Annotated in this window: 21 protein-coding genes and 1 tRNA gene; 15 read left to right on the top strand and 7 right to left on the bottom strand. The window is 75.2% G+C overall.

From position 1 onward, the window contains the following. The first annotated feature begins 225 nt into the window (after positions 1-225). From C8D89_RS23920 to C8D89_RS23895, 6 genes are all read left to right on the top strand, one after another. Positions 226-1200 (top strand): Ppx/GppA phosphatase family protein, encoded by a 975-nt coding sequence (locus tag C8D89_RS23920; RefSeq protein ID WP_116710650.1) that lies wholly within the window; start codon positions 226-228, stop codon positions 1198-1200. Between the two features lie 16 nt (positions 1201-1216). Continuing rightward, entirely contained in the window at positions 1217-1858 is a 642-nt protein-coding gene (locus tag C8D89_RS23915) for a hypothetical protein (protein ID WP_116710649.1), read from the top strand. Further along, positions 1842-2639 carry a uracil-DNA glycosylase gene (locus C8D89_RS23910; RefSeq protein ID WP_116710648.1) on the top strand — a complete coding sequence of 266 codons (798 nt, stop codon included), beginning with the start codon at positions 1842-1844 and terminating at the stop codon, positions 2637-2639. Before C8D89_RS23915 ends, C8D89_RS23910 begins: the two co-directional genes overlap by 17 nt. Before the next feature lie 18 nt (positions 2640-2657). After that, positions 2658-2731 (top strand) — tRNA-Leu (locus C8D89_RS23905). 267 nt (positions 2732-2998) lie between these two features. After that, positions 2999-3931 (top strand): PIG-L deacetylase family protein, encoded by a 933-nt coding sequence (locus tag C8D89_RS23900; protein ID WP_165825906.1) that lies wholly within the window; start codon positions 2999-3001, stop codon positions 3929-3931. A gap of 130 nt (positions 3932-4061) precedes the next feature. Continuing rightward, positions 4062-6302, top strand: coding sequence for a SpoIIE family protein phosphatase (locus tag C8D89_RS23895; protein ID WP_116710646.1), 2241 nt, complete (start codon positions 4062-4064; stop codon positions 6300-6302). A 110-nt stretch (positions 6303-6412) separates the two neighbouring features. On the opposite strand, the gene C8D89_RS23890 is transcribed toward C8D89_RS23895, so the two are convergent. Then, positions 6413-6655, bottom strand: a complete 243-nt coding sequence (locus tag C8D89_RS23890) for an antitoxin (RefSeq protein ID WP_116710645.1) — start codon at positions 6653-6655, stop codon at positions 6413-6415. Between the two features lie 302 nt (positions 6656-6957). Here C8D89_RS23890 and C8D89_RS23885 point away from each other — a divergent pair, with 302 nt between their 5' ends. Next, positions 6958-7779: a Bax inhibitor-1/YccA family protein gene (locus C8D89_RS23885; RefSeq protein WP_116710644.1), complete on the top strand. Its 822-nt coding sequence runs from the start codon at positions 6958-6960 to the stop codon at positions 7777-7779. Here C8D89_RS23885 and C8D89_RS23880 read toward each other — a convergent pair. Together C8D89_RS23880 and C8D89_RS23875 are read right to left on the bottom strand one after the other, a co-directional pair. After that, entirely contained in the window at positions 7760-8989 is a 1230-nt protein-coding gene (locus tag C8D89_RS23880) for a hypothetical protein (RefSeq protein ID WP_116710643.1), read from the bottom strand. The genes C8D89_RS23885 and C8D89_RS23880 overlap by 20 nt on opposite strands. Positions 8990-9235: 246 nt before the next feature. Then, entirely contained in the window at positions 9236-10480 is a 1245-nt protein-coding gene (locus tag C8D89_RS23875) for an acetyl-CoA C-acetyltransferase (RefSeq protein WP_116710642.1), read from the bottom strand. A 118-nt stretch (positions 10481-10598) separates the two neighbouring features. Here C8D89_RS23875 and C8D89_RS23870 point away from each other — a divergent pair, with 118 nt between their 5' ends. Together C8D89_RS23870 and C8D89_RS23865 are read left to right on the top strand one after the other, a co-directional pair. Then, positions 10599-11996: a cystathionine beta-synthase gene (locus tag C8D89_RS23870; RefSeq protein ID WP_116710641.1), complete on the top strand. Its 1398-nt coding sequence runs from the start codon at positions 10599-10601 to the stop codon at positions 11994-11996. Between the two features lie 21 nt (positions 11997-12017). Further along, on the top strand, positions 12018-13172 hold the full coding sequence (locus C8D89_RS23865) for a cystathionine gamma-synthase (protein ID WP_116710640.1): 1155 nt from the start codon (positions 12018-12020) through the stop codon (positions 13170-13172). Positions 13173-13192: 20 nt separating this feature from the next. Here the strand turns inward: C8D89_RS23865 and C8D89_RS23860 are convergent, their stop codons facing one another. Both C8D89_RS23860 and C8D89_RS23855 read right to left on the bottom strand, forming a co-directional pair. After that, complete coding sequence (locus C8D89_RS23860; RefSeq protein ID WP_116710639.1) at positions 13193-13624, bottom strand: PPOX class F420-dependent oxidoreductase; 432 nt, start codon at positions 13622-13624, stop codon at positions 13193-13195. Between the two features lie 23 nt (positions 13625-13647). Beyond that, the gene (locus C8D89_RS23855; RefSeq protein WP_243418334.1) at positions 13648-13911 is read right to left on the bottom strand and encodes a hypothetical protein; all 264 of its coding nucleotides are present in this window, start codon (positions 13909-13911) and stop codon (positions 13648-13650) included. A 191-nt stretch (positions 13912-14102) separates the two neighbouring features. On the opposite strand from C8D89_RS23855, the gene C8D89_RS23850 reads away from it, so the two are divergent. Next, complete coding sequence (locus C8D89_RS23850; protein WP_116710638.1) at positions 14103-15314, top strand: threonine ammonia-lyase; 1212 nt, start codon at positions 14103-14105, stop codon at positions 15312-15314. Positions 15315-15331: 17 nt separating this feature from the next. Here the strand turns inward: C8D89_RS23850 and greA are convergent, their stop codons facing one another. Next, positions 15332-15826 (bottom strand): transcription elongation factor GreA, encoded by a 495-nt coding sequence (gene greA / locus C8D89_RS23845; RefSeq protein ID WP_116710637.1) that lies wholly within the window; start codon positions 15824-15826, stop codon positions 15332-15334. Positions 15827-16275: 449 nt separating this feature from the next. Here greA and mca point away from each other — a divergent pair, with 449 nt between their 5' ends. The 4 genes from mca to C8D89_RS23825 all read left to right on the top strand — a co-directional run bounded on the left by mca (position 16276) and on the right by C8D89_RS23825 (position 20407). Then, complete coding sequence (gene mca / locus C8D89_RS23840; protein WP_116710636.1) at positions 16276-17184, top strand: mycothiol conjugate amidase Mca; 909 nt, start codon at positions 16276-16278, stop codon at positions 17182-17184. Continuing rightward, positions 17181-17522 carry a hypothetical protein gene (locus C8D89_RS23835; RefSeq protein WP_116710635.1) on the top strand — a complete coding sequence of 114 codons (342 nt, stop codon included), beginning with the start codon at positions 17181-17183 and terminating at the stop codon, positions 17520-17522. The genes mca and C8D89_RS23835 overlap by 4 nt, the downstream gene beginning before the upstream one ends. A gap of 26 nt (positions 17523-17548) precedes the next feature. Continuing rightward, entirely contained in the window at positions 17549-19585 is a 2037-nt protein-coding gene (locus C8D89_RS23830) for a thioredoxin domain-containing protein (protein WP_116710634.1), read from the top strand. A gap of 150 nt (positions 19586-19735) precedes the next feature. Next, positions 19736-20407 (top strand): hypothetical protein, encoded by a 672-nt coding sequence (locus tag C8D89_RS23825; protein ID WP_243418340.1) that lies wholly within the window; start codon positions 19736-19738, stop codon positions 20405-20407. A 27-nt stretch (positions 20408-20434) separates the two neighbouring features. On the opposite strand, the gene trhA is transcribed toward C8D89_RS23825, so the two are convergent. Then, positions 20435-21109: a PAQR family membrane homeostasis protein TrhA gene (gene trhA / locus C8D89_RS23820; protein WP_116710633.1), complete on the bottom strand. Its 675-nt coding sequence runs from the start codon at positions 21107-21109 to the stop codon at positions 20435-20437. A gap of 149 nt (positions 21110-21258) precedes the next feature. Here trhA and C8D89_RS23815 point away from each other — a divergent pair, with 149 nt between their 5' ends. After that, positions 21259-22020 carry an isoprenyl transferase gene (locus C8D89_RS23815; RefSeq protein WP_116710699.1) on the top strand — a complete coding sequence of 254 codons (762 nt, stop codon included), beginning with the start codon at positions 21259-21261 and terminating at the stop codon, positions 22018-22020. Positions 22021-22112 lie beyond the last annotated feature (92 nt).

Genomic DNA, 22112 nt, shown 5'->3' with positions numbered 1-22112 from the left:
CGGTGGAGCGGACGGCCCGCCGCACGCCGGGCGGAGCGCCCGCCGCGGCCGAGCGGTCCGCGGCGCGGGCCCCGTCCGTGGTCCGGTCGCCGGGCGTCCCCACCCGCCGGGGACGGCCCGGCGACCGAGCCGGAGGGCCCCGCGCCCGGCACGTCGTGTCCCGCCTCGCTAGCGTCGCGGGTGTCAGCCCGGGGATCCCGGGAGCCGGCAGGGCAGGGGGGCGGCATGCCACGCGTCGCGGCGGTCGACTGCGGGACCAACTCGATCCGTCTGCTCGTGGCCGACGTCACCGTCCGCGAGGACGGGTCGGCCTGGCTGCGCGACGTGCACCGCGAGATGCGGATCAACCGCCTCGGGCAGGGCGTGGACGCCACGGGGCGCCTGGCGCCGGAGTCCGTCACCCGCACCCGCGAGGCCCTCGCGGCCTACGCCGAGATGCTGCGCCGCCACGGCGTCGCCGTCGGCCCCGACACCGTGCGCGTGTGCGCGACGTCGGCCACCCGCGACGCGGAGAACCGCGAGGACTTCTTCGGTGCGGTCCGCGAGATCGTCGGGGTGGACGCCGAGGTGATCACGGGCGACGAGGAGGCCCGCCTGTCCTTCGCCGGTGCCGTGGCCGACCTCGACCCCGACGAGGGCCCGTTCGTGGTCGCCGACGTCGGCGGCGGATCGACCGAGCTCGTGACCGGGACCTGGGACGCGGTGCGCGCCGAGGTCGTGGGTGCGCGGTCGGTCGACGTGGGCTGCGTGCGGCTGACCGAGAAGTTCCTGCACGACGACCCGCCGACCGCGGAGCAGGTCACCGAGGCCGAGGAGTTCACGCGCGCGACGCTGGCGCCCGCGTTCGCCGACGTCGTCGTCACCGACGTCCAGACCTGGGTGGCCGTGGCCGGCACGGCGACCACGCTCGCGGCCGTCGCCATGGACCTGCGCACCTACGACCCCGAGCGCATCCACCTCTCCCGCCTGGGCCTCGACGACGTCCGGGCGACCGCGCGGCGTCTCGAGGGCATGCCGCGCGACGAGAGGGCCGCCCTCGGGCCGATGCACCCCGGCCGGGTCGACGTCATCGGCGGCGGGTCGCTGGTGATGCGCGTGCTGGCCGAGGAGCTCGCGGAGCGCACCGACGTCACCGAGCTCGTGGTGAGCGAGCACGACATCCTCGACGGGATCGCGCGGGCCCTGGCCGCGCGGTGGTGAGGCCGGAGGTGAGGGCGTGGTGAGCCGGGGGTCGTCGGCCGTGTCGACGGGAGCGGTGCCGGCCGGCCTGCCACTGGCCGCGCTCGTGCTGGCGCGGCGGGTGCGGGCCCTGGTCGCGGCCACGGTGATCCACACGATGGTGCTCGCGGTCGCGACGTGGTGGACCGGCGGCGGGCCGACCCTGCCCGGGGTCGCCGCCCTCGCCGCGCACCTCGCGGTCTCGCTCGGGGCGGCGCTGCCGGTGCGATGGCAGTTCGCCGGCGACCCCGCTCGCCGCGAGCGGCGCGCGGTGCGGGCGATGACCGTCTCGTTCGTGGTCCTCGCGGTCTACAGCGCCGTCGACGCCGTGACCCTGGCCCTCGCGCCCGGCCGTCCGGCCGGCGCCCTCGTCGGCGCCGCGCTCGGGCTCGCGGCGGCGGTCGCGCTGCCGCTGCTCGTGGCCGCCGACAGCCGCGCGGAGCGCGCCGACCGCGACCCGGACGCCCGCGGTCCCGTGCCCCGCGTGCTCGTCGTCGCGCTCGTCGCGGTGCTGCTGGCGGCGTCCGTCGTCGACCTCGTCGCGGGCGCCGGGGCGGTGCCCTCGGTGGCCGCCCCGGCGGTCTCCGCGGTCGTCGCCGTCCTCGCCGCGCGGGAGGCGCTCGGTGCCTGGCGGGGTTGATCCGCCCGTCGATCCGGCCCGCGTCGAGGACCTCCCGTCGCTCGACGCCGCCGTCGCGGAGTGCCGCGCCTGCCCACGGCTGGTGGCCTGGCGGGAGGAGGTCGCGGCCACGAAGCGGGCCGCGTTCCGCGACGAGACCTACTGGGGCCGGCCGGTACCGGGGTTCGGGGCGACCGACGCCCGCCTGCTGATCGTCGGCCTGGCGCCCGCGGCCCACGGCGCCAACCGGACCGGGCGCATGTTCACCGGCGACCGCAGCGGCGACGTCCTCTACGCCGCGCTGCACGCCGTCGGTCTCGCCTCGCAGCCCACGTCCGTGGCGATCGGCGACGGCCTGGAGCTCTACGGCACGCGGATCACCGCGCCCGTGCGGTGCGCGCCGCCGGAGAACAGGCCCACCCCGGCCGAGCGCGACCGCTGCCGGCCGTGGCTCGCCCGTGAGCTGGCGCTGCTGCGCGGCACGCTGCGCGCCGTGGTCGTGCTCGGCGGGTTCGGGTGGCAGGCGTTGCTGCCCGTCCTCGAGACCCCGGACCCCGCGGGCGGGCACCCGGGGTGGGTCGTGCCGCGGCCCCGCCCGGCGTTCGGGCACGCGGCGCACGTGGTGCTGGAGCCCGCCGGAGGGGGCGCAGCCCGGCCGCTGGCGCTCTTCGGCTGCTATCACGTCAGCCAGCAGAACACCTTCACCGGCCGCCTCACGCCGGCGATGCTCGAGGACGTCCTGGCCCGCGCGGCGCGGGCCGCCGGTCTCGAACCGGCCTCCGCGGCACCGCCCGACGGCTAGGCTCGGCTTCGACGCTCGGCCCCTGTAGCCCAATCGGCAGAGGCAGGCGACTTAAAATCGCCGCAGTGTGGGTTCGAACCCCACCGGGGGCACCCGCGACCACCGTCCGGCCCGTCCCGGGCGACGTGACCCGCGCGCCGTATCGTCGTCACCCCCCGCACCCCTGCCGGTCGCCTCCGCGTCACCCGCCCGTCGCAGCGTTCCCGCGGAGAGCGGTCACGCCGGGGTGGCGCCACGGTCACGACACGGCGGGAGCGATCGTTTGGGCGCCCCGACCTGACCGCTCGACGCGCGCCCCGAGGTGCTGCTCCGAACGGGCGAGGAGATCGTCCACACTCGTGGCAGGGGAGGTGAGCGCCGTGGCTGATCTCGGCGACCTGTCGGGCCGCATCCCGGCTCCGGGCCCGCGCCCGCCGTGGCGCGAGCTGGAGGGGCTGCGCCCGCTGACGCTGCGCGCGTGCCGGCGGCTGGTCGTCGTCGCGCCGCACCCCCGCGACGAGATCCGCGCCGCGGGTGGGCTGCTGCGCCGCCTGGCCGCCCGCCACGCCTCGGTGGACGTCCTCGCGCTCACCGACGGGCCCGGGCGCACCTGCACGCCGCCGGAGGGCCTCGCGCTCCCGGACACGACGTCCGACGAGCGGCCCGCCGACCTCGTGGTCCGCCCCGAGGACCTCACCGACCCCGAGACGCTCGCCTCGGTGCTGGCCCGGCTCGAGGGTGCCGGCGCCACCGACGACTCCGACGACGCCGACGACTCCGACGACCCCGACGGTGCCGAGGGAGCCGAGGACGACCCGCGCGGCGCCGTCGAGCCGGTGTGCCCCGCGGACGCCGAGGAGGCCGCGCTCGCCGCGGCGTACCGCGCGCTGGGCGTGGTCGAGGTCCGCCGGCACCGCCTGGGGCTGCCCGACGGGGGCCTCGCGCTGCGCGAGGCCGACGTGGTCGGGGCGCTGAGCGAGATCGTCGGGTTCGTCGAGGACCCGCACGGGCTGTGCGTGCTCGCGCCCTGGTCGGGGGACGGCGACGACGACCACGAGGCCGCGGGGCGTGCCGCGGAGGTCGTGTGCGCGGCCTACCGCGTCCGCCTCGTCCGCTGGCTGGACCAGGCCTGGAGCTGGGCGGGTCCGGAGTCGGCCGAGGTGCCGTGGCGGCGTGCGCGGCAGCTCGCGCTGTCGGAGACGGTCCAGGCCCGTAAGCTCGCCGCCAGCGCGGCGTTCGGTGGCCGTCCCGGACGCGACCGCGAACTGCCCGACGGCTCGGCCCCCGGTCCCCGTGAGGTCTTCCTGGTGTGAGCAGGTCCCCCCGAACGGGCGCTTCGGCGTCCCCCACGTCGTCCGACCGGAGCTGCCGCTCCGCTTCCGTCGCCCCGCCGGGGGGTCACACCCGGGTCGATGACGCCCCGGGGCCGATAGGCTCCGTCAGGTGACGGGCAGGACGAACGGCGACCACGGCGAGGTGGCGACCGAGGCCCCAGAGCTGGACAGCGACTACGCCGCCCAGGCGCAGCGCGTGCGCGACGCCGTCGTCGATCCCGACGCGGCCGCCCAGGCCGACCTGCCGCAGGTCCTGCACACCGCCCCGGCCGCCGTCGCGCTCATCGACCTCGGCGAGGGCCTGGTCACCTACGCCAACGACTCCGCCCAGGCGCTCACCGGCGGTCGCGCCACGCTGCCCATCGACGTCGACGCCTGGAGCGAGGCGGCGGGCCTCACCGACCTGTCCGGGCGCCCGATGCGCGACACCGCCTCGCCGCTGTCGCGGGTCGCGCAGGGCATCCCGGTCTCCGGTGAGCCGGTCGCGGTCGCCGATGCCGCGCGCCGCGGCTCGGAGGCCAGCGAGGAGGAGCGCGAGGAGGCCGAGGGCCGTCTGTTGTGGGTCACCGGCTTCCCGCTGTCGGAGGCCGTCAACGCCGACCAGCGGCGGCTCGCGCTCGTCGTGTTCCTCCAGCTCTCCGGCGCCGGCGCGCAGCGGCACCTCGAGATGGTGCGTGACCGCGCCGTCGTGGCCACCGAGCTGTCGTTCACGATCTCCGACCCCTCGCGGGAGCAGAACCCACTGGTGTGGGTCAACCCCGCGTTCTCCCGCCTCACCGGCTACGAGCTCGACGAGGTCCTCGGGCGCAACTGCCGCTTCCTGCAGGGCCCGAACACCGACCCGGCGTCGATCTCGCGCATCCGCACCGCGCTGGCCGAGGAGCGCCCGATCACCGAGGTGCTGCTCAACTACCGCCGCGACGGCACCGCGTTCTGGAACCAGGTGTCGATCACCCCGGTGCTCGACGGGGACGGTCGCGTCGTCAACTTCGTCGGCGTGCAGTCCGACGTCACCGAGCGCGTCATGGTCGAGAACGAGCGTCGTGCCGCGCTCGCCGCCGCGGAGGAGACCCGCGAGCAGCTGCGCCTGCTCACCGAGTCGACCTCGGCGATGTCGGCGAGCCTGGACACCAACGGCGTGGCCTCGGCGCTCGCGCGCATCGTCGTCCCGGCGATGGCCGACTTCTGCTGCGTCGACCTGCTCGACGAGGTCGAGGACAACAGCTCGGTGCGCCGGGCTGCGGTCAACCACCGCGACGAGTCGAAGCTCGACGAGGTCCGCGCGCTGGGCCGGTGGGTGAGCCCCACCGAGGACGGCCGCGACCCGATCGGCCAGGCGCTCACCGCCGGCGCCCCGTCGCTGCTGCCCGAGCTGCCCGTGCGGCCCGCGGGCATCGCGGAGCAGCCCGACCTGCTGCACCGCTACGAGGCGCTGCGGCCGCGGTCGGCGATCGTGGTCCCGCTGCGCGCCCGCGGGCAGGTGCTCGGCGCGCTCACGCTGGGCACCGAGCTCCCGTACGGGCGCCGCTACTCGCAGCGCGACCTCTACCTGGCCGCCGACCTCGCCGCCCGCGCCGGTCTCGCCGTCGACAATGCGCGGCTCTACGCCCGCGAGCACGGGGCGGCCGAGACGCTGCAGCGCAGCCTGCTGCCCGCGGTGCCCGCCATGTCGGGCATGTCGATCGCGTCCCGCTACCTCGCGGCCACCGACGGCGCGCAGGTCGGCGGCGACTGGTACGACATGCTCCCGCTGCCCGACGGCGCGGTGGGTCTGGCCGTCGGCGACGTCGTGGGGCACGACCTGCGGGCCGCCGCGGCGATGGGGGAGCTGCGCGGGGTGCTGCGCTCCTACGCGTGGGAGGGCCTCGGGCCGGCCGACGTCGTCGACCGGTGCGACGACGTCGTCCAGGGGCTGGGCATGGCGGCGATGGCCACCGCGGTGTACGCGCGCCTCGAGCGCGGCGAGCACGGCGGGTGGATGCTGCGCTACTCCAACGCGGGCCACCCGCCGCCGCTGCTGCGCCGGGCGGCCGACGGCACGGTCGAGCTGCTGACGGGCAGCCTCTCGCCGCTGATCGGCGCGACGCGCGCGATCACCCGGGACGAGACGACGGTGGAGTGCGGTTCCGGCGACCTGCTGGTCCTGCACACCGACGGGCTCATCGAGGCGCCGGGCACCGACCCGGACGAGCGGACGCAGCTCATCGCCGACACCCTCGCGGGTCAGGCGCCCGATCTACCGGTCGAGGAGCTCTGCGACCAGCTTCTCGGCGTGCTCGGCGTCGAGGGGCTGCGCGACGACGCGGTGCTGCTCGCCATCCGCCTCGACGGCGAGCTCTCCGGCGCCTGAGGGCCCCTTCTCCGCCCCTTCTTTTCTCACCCTCCGCCGCGGCGGCGGACGCACCACGGCCCGGCGCCGTCGGATGACGGGCCGGGCCGAGTGGTCATGTTCCCCGTGGGTCACGGGCGCGGCGGCGGGGGCTCCTCGCCGGGCGGGGGCGGCGGGGCCTCCTGGCCCGCCGGCTGCTGCTGGTCGTCGTGCAGGAAGTCCTTGACCTTCTGGCCGGCCTGGTCGACCTGCCCCTCCTGGCCGGCGAAGCGCGAGTTGGCGAAGTCCTCGCCCTTCTCGACGTAGGAGTCGGCCTTGTCCGGGTTCTTGCCGGCCCATTCCTTGGCCTTGTCCGTGATCTTGCCGAAGTCCATGCTCGACGCCCCTCCTGAGGGTGGGTCGTTCGGGTTGCCCGGGACGGGTTCCCGTTGCTCGCGCGACGACACGTCCGACGCCGCGGGAGCCGCCGATCGGGGGGATAGGGTGGCCGAGGAGCCCCAGCACGGGGCGGACCGGACACGCTCGGTCGCCGGCACAACCCGGTAAAGTCGCTTTTACCCAGGCGGGAACCGATCCGCCCTGCCGGTCGTTGCACCGGGTGGACGAGCAGTCCGCGGTCGACCCGGCCGATGACATCCGCCATCGGGTCAGGCTCCGCTACGGAGGAGGACGAGAGGTGCGCACCAGCAGCAACCCGGCGTTCCGCAACCTGCCCACCTCACCGGGTGGGTACGCGCGGTTCGGCGACGCCCCGGCCGGCATGGCCGGTGCCGGAGGCATGTTCGGCGGAGGCGGCACTCCGCCGGCCACATCGGCGACGGACGACCGGCCGCTCACCGTCGACGACGTGGTCCAGAAGACCGCCATCAACATCGCGCTCGCCCTCGTGGCGGGTGTGCTCACGGCGTGGAGCGGGTTCCTCGCGCTCGGCCTGGTCGGCTTCGTCGTCGGCCTCGTCCTCGCCCTGGTCATCATCTTCAAGCAGAGCACCAACAAGTGGCTGGTGCTGGGCTACTCCGCGGCCGAGGGCATGGCCCTGGGTGCGATCACCGCGCTCTTCCAGGGCCTGGCCACCTCGCCGGGCGGCTCCAGCTTCGCCGGCATCGGCGCGCAGGCCGTCCTGGCCACGCTCGGCGTGTTCATCGGCATGCTCGTCGTGTACAAGACCGGCGCCATCCGCGTGACGCCCCGGCTGACCAAGATGGTCATCGGTGCCGCCATCGGCGTCGTGATCCTCATGCTGGTCAACCTCGTCGCGGGCTTCTTCATCCCCGGCGGCATGGGCCTGCGTGACGGCGGCGCCCTGGCGATCGTCTTCAGCCTGGTCTGCATCGCGATCGGCGCGTTCATGCTGCTGCTCGACTTCGACCAGGCCGACCAGGCGGTCAAGGCCGGCGTCCCCGCGCGGTTCGCCTGGTACCTCGCCTTCGGCTTCATGACCACGCTGGTCTGGCTCTACATCGAGATCCTGCGCCTGCTCAGTTACTTCCGCGAGTGAGCTGACACCCGACCGACGACCCCTCCCGGCAGCGCCGGGAGGGGTCGTCGTGTGTTCGGGGGTGCGCGGCGCGGTGCCGGGTGCGCGGTGCCGGGTGCGCGGTCGAGCAGCGAGGGACGCCCTGGCTGCGTGGGAGGCAGCAAGGGACGCCTCGGCTGCGTGCGCGAGGCGGCGCGCCGGATGAGCGAGGGACGCCCTGAGTGCGTGGGAAGCAGCGAGGGACGCCCTCGCTCCCCTCACTCGGTGCGTCACGCGGTCCGGAGCACGCGGACGGCGGGGCGCGGCCGGCCAGACGCCGCCGCGTAAGCGGCGAGGAGATCCGCGCGACCTGCGCACGGTCGTCGCGGAGCTGGCGCGGGGTGTGGGCCACGACGTGCACGTCGTGGCCCGTCATCCGTGCCTGGCGCCGCATCGTCGCGTCGAACGCCTCGGGGTCGGCGTGGTGGCGGAAGGAGTGGATCTCCCAGGCGAGCCCGACGTCGTCCAGCCAGCCGTCGGGGTCGGCGAGCCACGCCCTGTCCGCGGTGACGATCCGTCGGTTCCACATCATCGGCGGCAGGTCGGGGATCGAGGCGGCGAGAGTCCGCGCCCACGCCTCGGGGACCGAGCGCACCCCGTCCTCGATCTCGGTGAGCACCGGGCGTACCCGCGCCGTCCCGCGCCCACAGCCCTCCTCGAGCTCGGATCGCAGTTCCCGCGGGGTCGTGAGGCGGCGCTGGACCGCCTCGGCGAGCAGGGCGCGGATGGCGTCGGTGTCGCCGAGACGGCGTGCGGCGTCGACCACGGCACGGGGGAGGGGCGCCACCGGCAGATCCCTGACGAGCTGGGCCTCGGGGACCCGGTGGGTGCGTTCGACGGTGATCGGACCGCGCGACACGCGGTGGCGCCCGTGCTCGACGAGCACCAGCGCGGTGCCCTCGGCCTCCTGGGGCAGACGCTCGAGTCCGTGGAGGCGCGCCGCGGCCGCGCCCGACAGGACGGCGCCGGGTCCGCCGTACAGCACGGCGGCGGCCAGCTCCTGGTCCCGCGTGCGCGGCGGACCGCTCAGGGAGATCACGCCGAACGCGCTCCGGCCCCAGACCTTCGCCTGCACCTTGCGGGCGATGGTGCTCGACAGGACCCCGAGCTCGAGGAGATCGGCGTGACGGATCTGGTCGTGGAGGGCCGCTTGCTGGACGGCGACCCAGTCGATGTTGCGACGACGGCTCACACGGGGTTCGACGGCGCCCCGGTCCTGACGGTTCCGTCGCGCTCCCTCGCCCTGCCCCGACGGTGCAGCGAGGGCGTCCCTGGGTGCGTCCCACGCACCGGAGGTGACCCTCGCTCCACACGCTCGCGCCGACGCCGAGCGCGGGCCGCGCCGCGAGGGCGTCCCTGGGTGCGTCCCACGGAGCGGAGGTGACCCTCGCTCCCACCACCCCGCCGAGCCACGCGACCCCGCCGGGTGCGGGGTGGGTCAGCTCAGGCGCTCGAGCACCATCGCCATGCCCTGCCCGCCGCCGACGCACATGCTCTCGAGGCCCAGGGTGGCGTCGCGGGTGCGCAGGCCGTTGATCAGCGTCGTGGCGATGCGCGCGCCCGTCATGCCGAACGGGTGGCCGACGGCGATCGAGCCGCCGTGGCGGTTCAGCTTGCCCTCCATCTCGTCCTCGTCCATGCCCAGCCCGCGGGCCGAGGGGATGACCTGGGCGGCGAAGGCCTCGTTGATCTCCACCAGGTCGACGTCGTGCACGGTGAGCCCCGCCCGGGCCAGGGCGCGGGCGGACGCCTCGATCGGCCCGAGCCCCATGATTTCCGGGGACAGGGCGCTGACGGCGGTGGAGACGATGCGTGCGAGCGGGGTGATGCCGAGCGCCTCGGCGCGCTCGGCGGACATGATCACCAGGGCCGCGGCGCCGTCGTTGAGCGGGCACGCGTTGCCGGCGGTGATCCGGCCGTCGGGGCGGAACACGGGCTTGAGGGACTGCAGCCCCTCGAACGTGGTGTCGGGGCGCGGGCTGTCGTCGCGGGACACGACCGAGCCGTCGGCCAGCGTGACCGGTGTGATCTCGCGCTCCCAGAACCCGTTCTGCCAGCCCTCGGCGGCGAGCTGCTGGCAGCGCAGCGCGTACCGGTCCATCTCCTCGCGGCTCACGCCCTCGCGCAGCGCGACGTTCTCGGCGGTCTGGCCCATGGCGATGTAGGGGTCGGGCAGCAGGCCGTCGTCGCGCGGGTCGTGCCACTCGGACGCGCCGGCCGCGGCCACCTCGGCGGTGCGGTGCTCGGCGTCGGCGAAGAGGGGGTTGTGGGTGTCGGGCAGCGAGTCGGAGTTGCCCTTGTCGAACCGCGAGACGGTCTCGACGCCGCCGGCGAGGAAGACGTCGCCCTCCCCGGCGCGGATCGCGTGCGCCGCCATCCGCGCGGTCTGCAGCGACGACGAGCAGTAGCGCGTGATCGTCGCGCCGGGCAGCGTGTCCATCCCGAGCTCGACGGCCACGATCCGCGCGAGGTTGTGGCCCTGCTCGCCGCCGGGCAGCCCGCAGCCGAGCAGCAGGTCCTCGACCTCCATGGGGTCGAGGGCCGGCACCGCGTCGAGGGCGGCGCGCACCACCTGGGCGGTGAGGTCGTCGGGTCGCAGCGTGGCCAGGGAGCCCTTGCGGGCGCGGCCGATCGGCGAGCGGACGGCGGACACGATGACGGCCTCGCGGCCAGGGTCGACCATGCACCGACACTACGACCGACGCCACGACCGCGCGCCCTCCGTGCGTCCGGCGACGTGATCCCCCGCACGAGCGAGGGGGCGGGCGGCGCGGCGGGCCGCGAAGCCGGAGGATGGTGGCATGCGCTACGTCGAGCACGTCGCCGACCTCGTCGGCAACACGCCGCTGGTCCGGCTCAACAACGTCGTGCCGACCGGTCCCGACGCCCCGCTGGTGCTCGCCAAGGTCGAGTACCTCAACCCCGGCGGCAGCGTGAAGGACCGCATCGCCGAGCGGATGATCGACGCGGCCGAGGCCTCGGGGGAGCTGCGGCCCGGCGGCACGATCGTCGAGCCGACGTCGGGCAACACGGGCATCGGGCTCTCGATCATCGCCCAGCAGCGGGGCTACCACTGCATCTTCGTCGTGCCCGACAAGGTCAGCCCGGCGAAGCGCGACACCCTGCGCGCCTACGGCGCCGAGGTGGTGGTGTGCCCGGCCGCCGTGGCCCCCGAGCACCCCGACTCCTACTACTCGGTCTCCGACCGCCTCGCCCGGGAGACGCCCGGCGGCTGGAAGCCCAACCAGTACGCCAACCCGGCGAACCCGGCGTCGCACGTCGCCTCCACCGGCCCGGAGATCTGGGAGCAGACCGAGGGGCGCATCACCCACTTCGTGGCCGGCGTCGGCACCGGTGGCACTATCTCGGGTACCGGGCACTACCTCAAGGACGTCTCGGACGGACGCGTGCGCATCGTCGGTGCCGACCCGGTGGGCTCGGTCTACTCCGGCGGCGACGGGCGTCCCTACCTCGTCGAGGGCGTCGGCGAGGACTTCTGGCCCACCACCTACGACCGGGGTGTCCCCGACGAGATCATCGCCGTGCCCGACGGCGACTCCTTCCACATGACGCGCCGCCTGGCCCGCGAGGAGGCCCTGCTCGTCGGCGGTTCCTGCGGGATGGCGGTGTGCGCGGCGGCGAAGGTCGCCGAGCAGGCGGGTCCGGACGACGTCGTCGTGGTGCTGCTGCCCGACGGCGGGCGCGGCTACCTGTCCACCGTGTTCAACGACGGCTGGATGGCCTCGTACGGCTTCCTGACCCCGAACAACGCCGAGTGGACCGTCGGTGACGTGCTGCGTCGCAAGGACGGCTCGATGCCCGACCTCGTGCACGGTCACCCGAACGAGACGGTCTCCGACGCGGTGTCGATCATGCGCGAGTTCGGGGTCTCGCAGATGCCGATCGTCAAGGCCGAGCCGCCGGTGATGGCGGCCGAGGTGCGGGGCGCGGTGACGACCCGCGACCTGCTCGACAAGCTGTTCAACGGCAGGGCCGCGCTCACCGACCCCGTCGAGGCGCACCTGTCCGACCCGCTGCCCACCCTCGGCGGCACCGAGCCGCTGTCGAAGGCGATGGACGCGCTGCGCGGGGGCGACGGCGCGCTCGTCATCGTCGACGGGCGGCCGGCGGGCATCGTCACGCGGGCCGACGTCCTGGAGTTCCTGGCCACGGGCGGGTGGCACGACGGGGGCCAGTGAGCCGCTCGTACCCTGGGCGAGGTGAGCGGATCCGGCGGTTTCTCCACCCGCGCCCTGCACGACGGCCAGGAGCCCGACCCGACGACGGGCTCGGTGGTCGTGCCCATCTTCGCCACCTCGACGTTCGCCCAGGACGGCGTCGGCGGCCTGCGCGCGGGCTACGAGTACGCGCGCACCGGCAACCCCACGCGCACCGCGCTGGAGACCACCCTCGCCTCGCTCGAGGGGGCGCGCCACGCCCGGGCGTTCGCGTCCGGCATGGCGGCCGAGGACGCGCTGCTGCGCGGCGTCCTGCGCCCCGGCGACCACGTGCTCATCCCGCTCGACGCCTACGGCGGCACCTACCGGCTGATCTCGACGGTCTACGCCGACTGGGGTGTCGAATACACCGCCGTCGACACCGCCGACCCGGACGCCGTGCGCGCGGCGGTCCGGCCGACCACCCGCGTGCTGTGGTGCGAGACGCCGACCAACCCGCTGCTGGGCATCGCCGACATCGCGGCGCTCGGCGGGCTGGCCCGCGAGCACGACCTCCTGCTGGTCGTGGACAACACCTTCGCCTCGCCGTACCTGCAGACGCCGATCGCGCTCGGCGCGCACGCCGTCGTGCACTCGACGACCAAGTACCTGGGCGGTCACTCCGACGTCGTCGGCGGGGCCGTGGTCACCGACGACGCCGAGCTCGACGCGACGCTCGGGCGCATGCAGAACGGGATGGGCGCGGTGCCCTCGCCGTTCGACGCCTTCCTCACCCAACGGGGGCTCAAGACCCTCGCGGTGCGCATGGAGCGCCACAGCGACAACGCCGAGCGCGTCGCCGACGCCCTCGCCGCGCACCCCGCGGTCACCGCCGTGCTCTACCCGGGCCGCGCCGACCACCCCGGGCACGAGGTGGCGGCCAAGCAGATGCGCCGATTCGGCGGCATGGTCTCGGCGCGCGTCGCCGGCGGCGAGGAGGCCGCGAGGGCGTTCTGTGCGGCCACCCGGGTGTTCACCCTCGCCGAGTCGCTGGGCGGCGTGGAGTCGCTCGTCGAGCACCCGGGCGCCATGACCCACGCCTCGGCGGCCGGGTCCCTGCTCGAGGTGCCCGCCGACCTCGTGCGCCTCTCGGTGGGCCTGGAGGACGTCGAGGACCTCGTCGACGACGTGCGGCAGGCGCTCGACGCCCTGAAGTAGGGGTCTCAGCGGTAGGGCCCTCAGCCCAGCCGCGCGCCATAGACGTGCTCGACGGTCATGACCATGAGCACGCGGCGGTCGGACACCATCGTCGCCCGGTAGTCGTCCCAGTCGGGGTGCTCGCCGGCCGCCCGGCGGTAGTAGGCGACGAGGGCCTCCACCTCGGGACCGTGCGGGTCGTCTCCCGGCCCGGTCAGCGTCACCGGCCCCTCGGCGGTGGCCCAGGACCAGCCGTCGGCGCTGGTGACCTCGAGCGCCGCACGCGGGTCGCGGCGCAGGTTGGCGGTCTTGGCGCGGCCCTCGGTCATCGACACCGAGAGCGTGTCGGCGTCGCGGTCGTAGAAGGGCATGACGGGCGAGAGCTGGGGGAGCCCGTTCGTCCTGATCGTGGCGAGGACCCCGAGACGGCTCTCGGCGAGCAGGGCGCGGGGGTCGAACGTCGATGCGGTCACGCCGCGATCCTGGCGCGGCGGGACTACCCGCGGCGAGCCATCGGGTCGTGGGCGACGGGGTCGGTCTCGAGCGGGTCGAGCTCGCCGGGTGCGAGGCAGCCGCCGACGAGGGCGACGTCGCCCTCGGGGGTGCTCACGTAGTAGCCCGGGTCGTCGCAACCCGCCGAGCCGACGGTGCCCAGCGCCGCGACCGCCAGCAGCGCGGCGAGGACGAGCGGGAGAGCGCGGGCAGCGCGCGAACCGCGCGGCACTCGCGACTCCGGGCCGGCCGTGACCACCACTCCCACCCCTTCACCTCACGCTCTCCCCACGAGGCTACCGGCGTCCGCGGCGACGACCCGGGACGCGCACCATCGGGCGACCGGCGTCCGCGCCGGAGCGACGACCGGTCGCGCCACGCACCGCCGACCCCGCCCCGTTCCGCTCATCGGCCCACTCGTCGGTCCGTTCGTCGGGGAGGCACGGCAGGATCGGGGGCGTGGAGCTGGTGGGACGGGACGACATCGAGGCCGCCCGGGCGGCGCTGGCCGGGGTGGTCCGCGAGACGCCGGTGACGCCGTCGCGGGTGCTCGAGGAGGCGGTGAACGGACCCGTCCTGCTCAAGTGCGAGAACCTCCAGCGCGCGGGCAGCTTCAAGATCCGCGGCGCGTACCGGCGCATCCAGCGGCTCACCGCCGACGAGCGTGCCGCGGGCGTCGTCGCGGCCAGCGCCGGCAACCACGCGCAGGGCGTGGCCCTGGCGGCGCAGCTGCTGGGCACGCGGGCGACGGTGTTCATGCCGGCCGGGGCGCCGCTGCCCAAGGTGGAGGCCACGCGCGAGTACGGCGCGCAGGTGGAGCTCGTCGACTCGCTGGACGAGACGTTCACGGCCGCCACCGACTTCGCCGCGCGCACCGGGGCGGTGCTGATCCACCCGTTCGACCACCCGGACATCGTCGCCGGGCAGGGCACGGTGGGGCTGGAGATCCTCGAGCAGGTGCCCGAGGTCGCCACCGTGGTGGTGTGCACGGGCGGCGGCGGGCTGCTCGCGGGCATCGCCGCGGCGTGCGTCCCCGCCGGGGTGCGGGTGGTCGGGGCGCAGGCCGCGGGGCTCGCCGCGTGGCCGCCGTCGCTGGCCGCGGGCGCCCCGACGGGCGTCGCGGGCGCGACGATCGCCGACGGCATCGCGGTCTCCCGGCCGGGCGACGTGACGTTCGCGCACGTCCGGGCGCTGGTGGACGAGATCGTCACCGTGGACGAGGAGGCCCTGGCCCGCGGGGTGCTCCGTTGCCTCGAGCGCGACAAGCTGCTGGTCGAGCCGGCCGGAGCGGCGGCCGCGGCCGCGGTGGCCGAGTACCCGGGACGCTGGCCCGCTCCCCTCGTGGCCGTGGTGTCCGGCGGCAACGTCGACCCGGTGCTCCTGGTCGACCTGGTACGCCGGGGCCTCGTGGCCGCCGGCCGCTACGCCGCGCTGCGCGTGCGGCTCCCCGACCGACCCGGCTACCTCGCCGACGTCCTGAGGCTCGTGGGACGCGCGGGCGGGAACGTGGTCGACGTCGAGCACCGCCGGCTCACCGCGTCGGGCTCGGGACCGGGACCGGTGCCCGGCACGGTGGACGTGGCCCTCACGCTCGAGGCGCGGGGCCACGACCACCGGGCGGCGATCCTCGCGGAACTGGCGGTGGCGGGCTACGACGTGGCGGCGGAGTAGCGCCCCCGGTCACCCCCTCAGGGGCGGTACGGCTCCGCCGAGATCAGCGTGACCTGCATGGACCCGCCGTCGGGGAGGTCGTAGCTCACGGTGTCGCCGGCCTTCGCGCCGAGCAGCGCGGAGCCGAGCGGGGAGTTGGGGGAGTAGACCTCGAGCTCGCCGTGGGCGCCCTCCTCGCGGGAGCCCAGCAGGAACGTCTCGGTGTCGTCGTCGCCCTCGAACCGCACGGTGAGCACGGTGCCGGGCACGGCGGTGCCGCTCTCGGTTGGCGTCTCGCCGACCTTCGCGGTGTGCAGCAGCTCCTGGAGGTGCCGGATGCGCGCCTCCATGACGCCCTGCTCCTCGCGGGCGGCGTGGTAGCCGCCGTTCTCCTTGAGGTCGCCCTCCTCGCGCGCGGCGTTGATCTTCTGCGCGATCACGGGACGCTGGGCGACGAGGTCGTCGAGCTCGGCCTTCAGACGGTCGTGCGCGTCCTGGGTCAGCCAGGTCACCTGCGTCTGCGTCTCGGTCACGGTGATCAACTCCTCGGAGGTCCGGGCCCGCGCTGCGCGGGTCGGTGGCCTGCTCTCCTCGCGGGCACTGGTGACACCGCGCCGGGGTGGGCGGTGTCGGCGGCCCGGGGGCCACAGACGGAAAAACACGGCCCGCGGCATGCGGGCCGTGTCGCCCCACGGTAACACGCGCAGGGCCGTGTGGAACCCGTCCGAGCGTGCGGAGGTCAGGATGAGGTGGCGGTGAAGGGCCTTGCCCACCTGCGCTTTCTCCGCCGGAGGGCGCCCCGACGGAGATCTCGGACCGGGAGCCGGCGGCGGGCCGCGGCAGGCTGTCGGGGGTGGCGGGGATGATGGAGGAGGGCGGGGGCGTTGCACTGCAGGGTTCCCCGGCACGACCCCGCGCACCGACCCGCGCACGGACCCAGGACGACCCGAGAACGACGCACGAGGACGGCTCCGGACAGACGATGAGCGCACTCCACCACGACCAGCCGCTGCGCCTCATGACGGTGCACGCCCACCCCGACGACGAGTCCAGCAAGGGTGCCGCCACCTGCGCGCGCTACGTCAGCGAGGGCGTCGAGGTCATGGTCGTCACCTGCACGGGCGGGGAGGCGGGCAGCATCCTCAACCCCGCGATGGACATCCCCGAGGTCCACGCGGACATGCCGGGCACGCGCCGCCGCGAGATGGCCCGCGCCGCGGAGATCCTCGGCGTCGCGCACCGGTGGCTCGGCTTCGTCGACTCGGGCCTGCCCGAGGGCGACCCGAAGCCCCCGCTGCCGCCGGGTTGCTTCGCGCTCGAGCCGCTCGAGGTGCCCACCGAGGCCCTGGTCCGGGTGGTCCGCGAGTTCCGCCCGCACGTCCTCGTCACCTACGACGAGAACGGCGGCTACCCGCACCCCGACCACATCCGTTGCCACGAGGTGTCGGTGGCCGCGTTCGAGGCCGCGGGCGACCCCGACCGGTTCCCCGAGGCCGGCGAGCCGTGGCAGCCGCTCAAGCTCTACTACTCGCACGGGTTCTCCAAGGCGCGCGTGCTCGCCTTCCACGAGGCCATGCTCGAGGCCGGGATGGAGTCGCCCTACGCGGAGTGGCTCGAGAAGTGGGACGACTCGCGCCCGGACAACGGCGCGCGGGTGACCACGCGGGTGGCCTGCGGCGAGTGGTTCTCGGTGCGTGACGACGCCCTGCGTGCGCACGCCACGCAGATCGACCCCACGTCGCGGTGGTTCGCGGTGCCGCTCGAGCTGCAGCAGCGCGTGTGGCCCACCGAGGACTACGAGCTGGCGCGCTCGATCGTCGACACCGAGGAGACCAACGCCGCGCCCGGTGACGACCTGTTCGCCGGCGTGCGCGAGCGGGTGGGCGCATGACCCCGCTCGCCGTCTGGTGGACGCTGCTGCCGCTGTCGGTGCCGGCGCCGCCCCCCGCGCCGCCCGGAGCCGAACGCGGCGAGGAGTTCGGCAAGACGTCGCCGATCGCGCTCGTCGTCATCCTGCTGCTCGGGCTGGCGACGGCGCTGCTGATCCGGTCGATGACCAAGCGCCTGCGCAACGTGCCGGAGTCGTTCGACACCCCCGGCGACACGCCGGACGGCACCCCGAGCGACGAGGACGCCGCGTCCGCGGACGGCGATCAGACGCCGGGTGGGCGGTCGGCGCAACGGGGCGTGGACCGGACGGACGCACCGCCGGGCGCCGGGTCGCCCTGACCTTTCCCGACTGCGACGATCCGGTCATGGCCAACCGGCTCGCCGGCTCCACCAGCCCCTACCTGCGACAGCACGCCGACAACCCCATCGACTGGCAGCCCTGGTCGCAGGCGGCGTTCGCCGAGGCGCGGCGCCGGGAAGTCCCGGTGCTGCTGTCGGTGGGCTACGCGGCCTGCCACTGGTGCCACGTCATGGCGCACGAGTCGTTCGAGGATCCCGAGGTCGCCGCGTACGTCAACGAGCACTTCGTGGCGATCAAGGTCGACCGCGAGGAGCGCCCGGACGTCGACGCGGTCTACATGGAGGCCACCCAGGCCATGACCGGCCAGGGCGGCTGGCCGATGACCTGCTTCCTCACCGCCGACGGCGACCCGTTCCACTGCGGCACCTACTACCCCGCCCGGCCGTACGGCGGGATGCCCTCGTTCACGCAGCTGCTCGGGGCCGTGGTCCGGGCGTGGACCTCCGACGGCGAGCGCGTGCGCGACGCCGCCCGCTCGATCACCCGGCGCCTGTCGTCGGTGTCGCGCTCGCTGCCCGCGGCGGGGGTCGACCACGACACCCTGGCCGGCGCGGTCGTCGCGCTGACACGCGACTTCGACGAGGAGCACGGCGGTTTCGGGGGCGCGCCGAAGTTCCCGCCGTCGGCCGTGCTGGAGTTCCTGCTGCGCCACCACGAGCGCACCGGCGACTCCGACGCGCTGGCGATGACCGAGATCACCGCCGAGGCGATGGCCCGCGGCGGGGTGTTCGACCAGCTCGCGGGCGGCTTCGCCCGCTACTCGGTCGACGCGACGTGGACCGTGCCGCACTTCGAGAAGATGCTCTACGACAACGTGCAGCTCCTGCGCGTCTACGCCCACCTCGCGCGGCTCACCGGCTCCGGGTCCGCCGCCCGCGTCACCGACATGACCGCGGCGTTCCTCCTGCGCGACCTGCGCACCTCCGACGGCGGCTTCGCCTCCGCGCTCGACGCCGACGCGGCCGGGGAGGAGGGCTCGACCTACGTGTGGAGCCCGGACGAGCTCGCGGAGGTCCTCGGCCCCGACGACGCGGCGTGGGCGGCGGCGCTGCTGGGCGTCGGCCCGGTCGGCACCTTCTCCGGCGACCGCTCCACGCTCCGGATGCCGGCCGACCCCGACGATGCGGGCCGCTGGCAGGCCGTGCGCAAGGCCCTGCTCGCGGCGCGGGCGCGCCGCCCGCAGCCCGAGCGCGACGACAAGGTCGTGGTCGCCTGGAACGCCCTGGGCATCACCGCGCTGGTCGAGGCGTCGGCGGCCCTGGGCCGCAGCGAGTGGCTCGCCGCCGCCCGGCGCGCCGCCTCGCTGCTGCTGCGCGTGCACGTCGTCGACGGGCGCCTGCGCCGGACCTCCCGCGACGGCGTGGTCGGCGACGCGCCCGCGGTGCTCGAGGACCACGCCGCCCTCGCGGAGGCGTTGCTGGCCCTGCACCAGGCCACCGGCGAGGCCCGCTGGCTGGCCGAGGCCCGCACCCTGCTCGAGACCACGCTCGCCCACTTCGCCGAGACCGACGACGACGGCGCCCCAACCGGGCGGTTCTGGGACACCGCCGACGACGCCGAGGCCCTCGTGACCCGCCCCCGCGAGGTCACCGACGGGGCCACGCCGTGCGGGTCCTCGCTGCTCGCGGGCGCCCTGCTCACCGCGTCGGTGCTCGTCGAGCCCGAGGCGTCGGGCCGCTACCGCGAGCTCGCCGAGGCGGCGGTCGCGTCGGTCGGCGGCCTGCTCGCCCGCCACGCGCGGTTCGCCGGCTGGTGGCTCGCGGTCGCCGACACCGCCGCGCACGGCCCGCTGCAGGTCGCCGTCGTCTCCGACGACGGCACCGAGGGCCGGGCGGGCCGCGAGCGCCTCGCCGAGACCGCGCGCCGGCACGCCCCCGGCGGGTCCGTCGTCGTCGCGGGGGAGCCCGACGCCGAGGGCGTGCCGCTGCTCGCCGGGCGCCCGCTCGTCGCCGGCGCCCCCGCCGCCTACGTCTGCCGCGGCTTCGTCTGCGACCGCCCCCGCACGGCCACCGACGACCTCGCGGCGGCCCTCGCCCGCTGAGCCCTCCTGATGCAGCGAACGTGCTGTTCGCTGCCTCTACGCGCGCGAACTCCCCGTTGATCACGCGGCTCTTTCGCCGCGGGTGAACACCACGCACCCACCAACCGTGTAATGCTGTAAGCACAGCAACACGCGAAGGAGACGGCCATGATGGTGGGACGTGGTGGACACCGGGGACGGCCGGGACGCGGCGGTCCGGGGCGGCGTGGCGGCGGGCGCGTCCCGACCGACCTGCCCGGCACCGACGACCTCGCCGGCTGGCTCGCCGGGCGCCTGCCCGACGGCTGGTTCACGGGCGCGCCGACGGTCACCGTCGACCGGGAGGAGATCCTCGTGGTCGGCGAGCTCCCGGCGCCGACCCTCGACGAGGGCACCGACGAGGCGGCGCGCGCAGCGGCCGCGCACGGGCGCATCGAGCGCTTCCGCGAGGAGACGCGCGGCGAGCGCATGGAGGTCGCGCGCCAGGCCGAGCACCGCTACGGGCGCAAGGTCGCCTGGGGCGCCCGCATCGGCGACGTCGAGGAGCTGTTCACGACGCTGTCGGTGCCCGTGATGACGCGGCTGCGCCAGCCCGAGCGGCTCGTGCTCGACACCCTGGTGGACGCGGGCGTCGCCCGGTCGCGCTCGGACGCCCTGGCCTGGGCCGTGGCCCTGGTCGGCGAGCACGCGAGCACCTGGCTGGACGAGCTGCGGGGCGCCATGAGCGCCGTGGACGACCTGCGGGCCCGCGGGCCGGTGCTCGACGACACCGACACGTCCGGCGCCTCGGACACCGACACCCCGGACCAGGGGAGCGGCGACGGCGTCCCGCCCCAGGGCTGATCCCGCCGATCATCCGGGGCGCCGCCCTCAGGCGTAGAGCACCAGCCAGATCGCCACGTGGTGGCACGCGGCGGCGACGATCGTCGCGGCGTGGAAGAACTCGTGATAGCCGAACGTCGCCGGCCAGCCGACCGGGCGGCGCAGGGCGTAGAACGCGGCGCCGAGGCTGTAGAAGGCGCCGCCGACGATCAGCAGCACGAGGGCGGCCACACCCCCGCGGTGGAGCAGGTCGGGCAGCACGAACACCGCGACCCACCCCAGGGCCAGGTAGAACGGCACCCCGACCCACCGCGGGGCGTGCGGCCACGCCATCTTCAGCGCGACCCCGCCGAGCGCGCCGGCCCAGACGACGGCCAGCACGATCGCCCCGGTCCGCGGCGGCATCGCGAGCACCGCGAACGGCGTGTAGGTGCCCGCGATGAAGATGAAGATCATCGCGTGGTCGAGGCGCTTCATCAGCGTCCGGGCGCGTGCGGTCACCCACGTCCGGCGGTGGTAGAGCGCGCTGATCCCGAACACGCCGCAGACGGTCAGCGAGTACACGGCGACGGCCGCCGCGGCCTCCGCCGACACCGTCGCCGCGGCCAGTGACACCAGCGTGATCCCGGCTGCGACGGCCACCACGAACGACCACAGGTGAAGCCAGCCCCGCAGGCGCGGCTTGACCGGAGCCGGCTCGGCGAGGGGGTCGATGAGGGTCACGGCTCCCACCCTAGGTCGGGCTCGGGCGATCGTCGGCCGACCGTGACGGCGTTCGCTCCGGCGTCCCGGGACCGTCACCGGCCCGTCACGGGGGTCCGCCGCCGACCGGCCACCGGCTAGCGTGGTTCGCCGTGAGAATCCGGGACGATCTGCGCCGGGTCGCCTACTCGCTCTACGAGCGGCGGCTGCGCCGCCGCGGCGCGACGAGCGCGCCGCCCCGCCACATCGGGGTGATCCTCGACGGCAACCGGCGCTGGGCCCGGGAGGTCGGGCTGGCCGACCCCAGCGAGGGCCACCGCGCGGGCGCGGCCAAGATCGTCGACCTGCTCGACTGGAGCCAGGAGGCGGGGGTCGAGGTCGTCACCCTGTTCCTGCTCTCGACCGACAACCTCGACCGGCCCGCCGCGGAGCTCGACCAGCTCCTCGAGATCATCGCCGGGGCGGTCGAGGAGCTCGCGGCCCCGGACCGCCGGTGGCGGTTGCGGGTCGTCGGCAACCCGGACGCGCTGCCGCGGCGGATCGCCGAGCGCGTCGAGGCCGCCGCGGGCAGCACCGCGGGCCGCGACGGCATGCAGGTCAACGTCGCCATCGGCTACGGCGGGCGCCAGGAGATCGCCGACGCCGTGCGCAAGCTGCTGCTGCGCCACGCCGAGGCGGGCACGTCGATCGAGGAGCTCGCCGAGGTCCTCGACGTCGACCACATCGCCGAGCACCTCTACACCTCGGGCCAGCCGGACCCGGATCTCGTCATCCGCACGTCGGGAGAACAACGGCTGTCCGGATTCCTGATGTGGCAGTCGGTGCACTCGGAGTTCTACTTCACCGAGGCCCTCTGGCCACAATTCCGTCGCATCGACTTCCTGCGGGCGCTGCGCGATTACTCGCGCCGCCACCGGCGTTACGGCGGCTAGCCCGGATCTTTCGTGATCTTGACGTTGGTGATCGTTGCGCGGCTCGGTGGCCGGTGATGGCTGGATTGTGCTGGGTGGGCACGACAAGCTGG

Source organism: Actinomycetospora cinnamomea, from assembly GCF_003096675.1.
GTDB classification, from domain to species: Bacteria; Actinomycetota; Actinomycetes; order Mycobacteriales; family Pseudonocardiaceae; genus Actinomycetospora; species Actinomycetospora cinnamomea.
This window is presented reverse-complemented; position numbering and strand designations above follow the sequence as displayed.

Coding starts and splice junctions, on each gene's coding strand:
- C8D89_RS23920 (WP_116710650.1), top strand. CDS start 226: ATGCCACGCGTCGCGGCGGTCGACTGCGGGACCAACTCGATCCGTCTG.
- C8D89_RS23890 (WP_116710645.1), bottom strand. CDS start 6,655: ATGGACTTCGGCAAGATCACGGACAAGGCCAAGGAATGGGCCGGCAAG.
- C8D89_RS23875 (WP_116710642.1), bottom strand. CDS start 10,480: ATGGTCGACCCTGGCCGCGAGGCCGTCATCGTGTCCGCCGTCCGCTCG.
- C8D89_RS23870 (WP_116710641.1), top strand. CDS start 10,599: ATGCGCTACGTCGAGCACGTCGCCGACCTCGTCGGCAACACGCCGCTG.
- mca (WP_116710636.1), top strand. CDS start 16,276: ATGAGCGCACTCCACCACGACCAGCCGCTGCGCCTCATGACGGTGCAC.
- C8D89_RS23835 (WP_116710635.1), top strand. CDS start 17,181: ATGACCCCGCTCGCCGTCTGGTGGACGCTGCTGCCGCTGTCGGTGCCG.
- C8D89_RS23830 (WP_116710634.1), top strand. CDS start 17,549: ATGGCCAACCGGCTCGCCGGCTCCACCAGCCCCTACCTGCGACAGCAC.
- C8D89_RS23825 (WP_243418340.1), top strand. CDS start 19,736: ATGGTGGGACGTGGTGGACACCGGGGACGGCCGGGACGCGGCGGTCCG.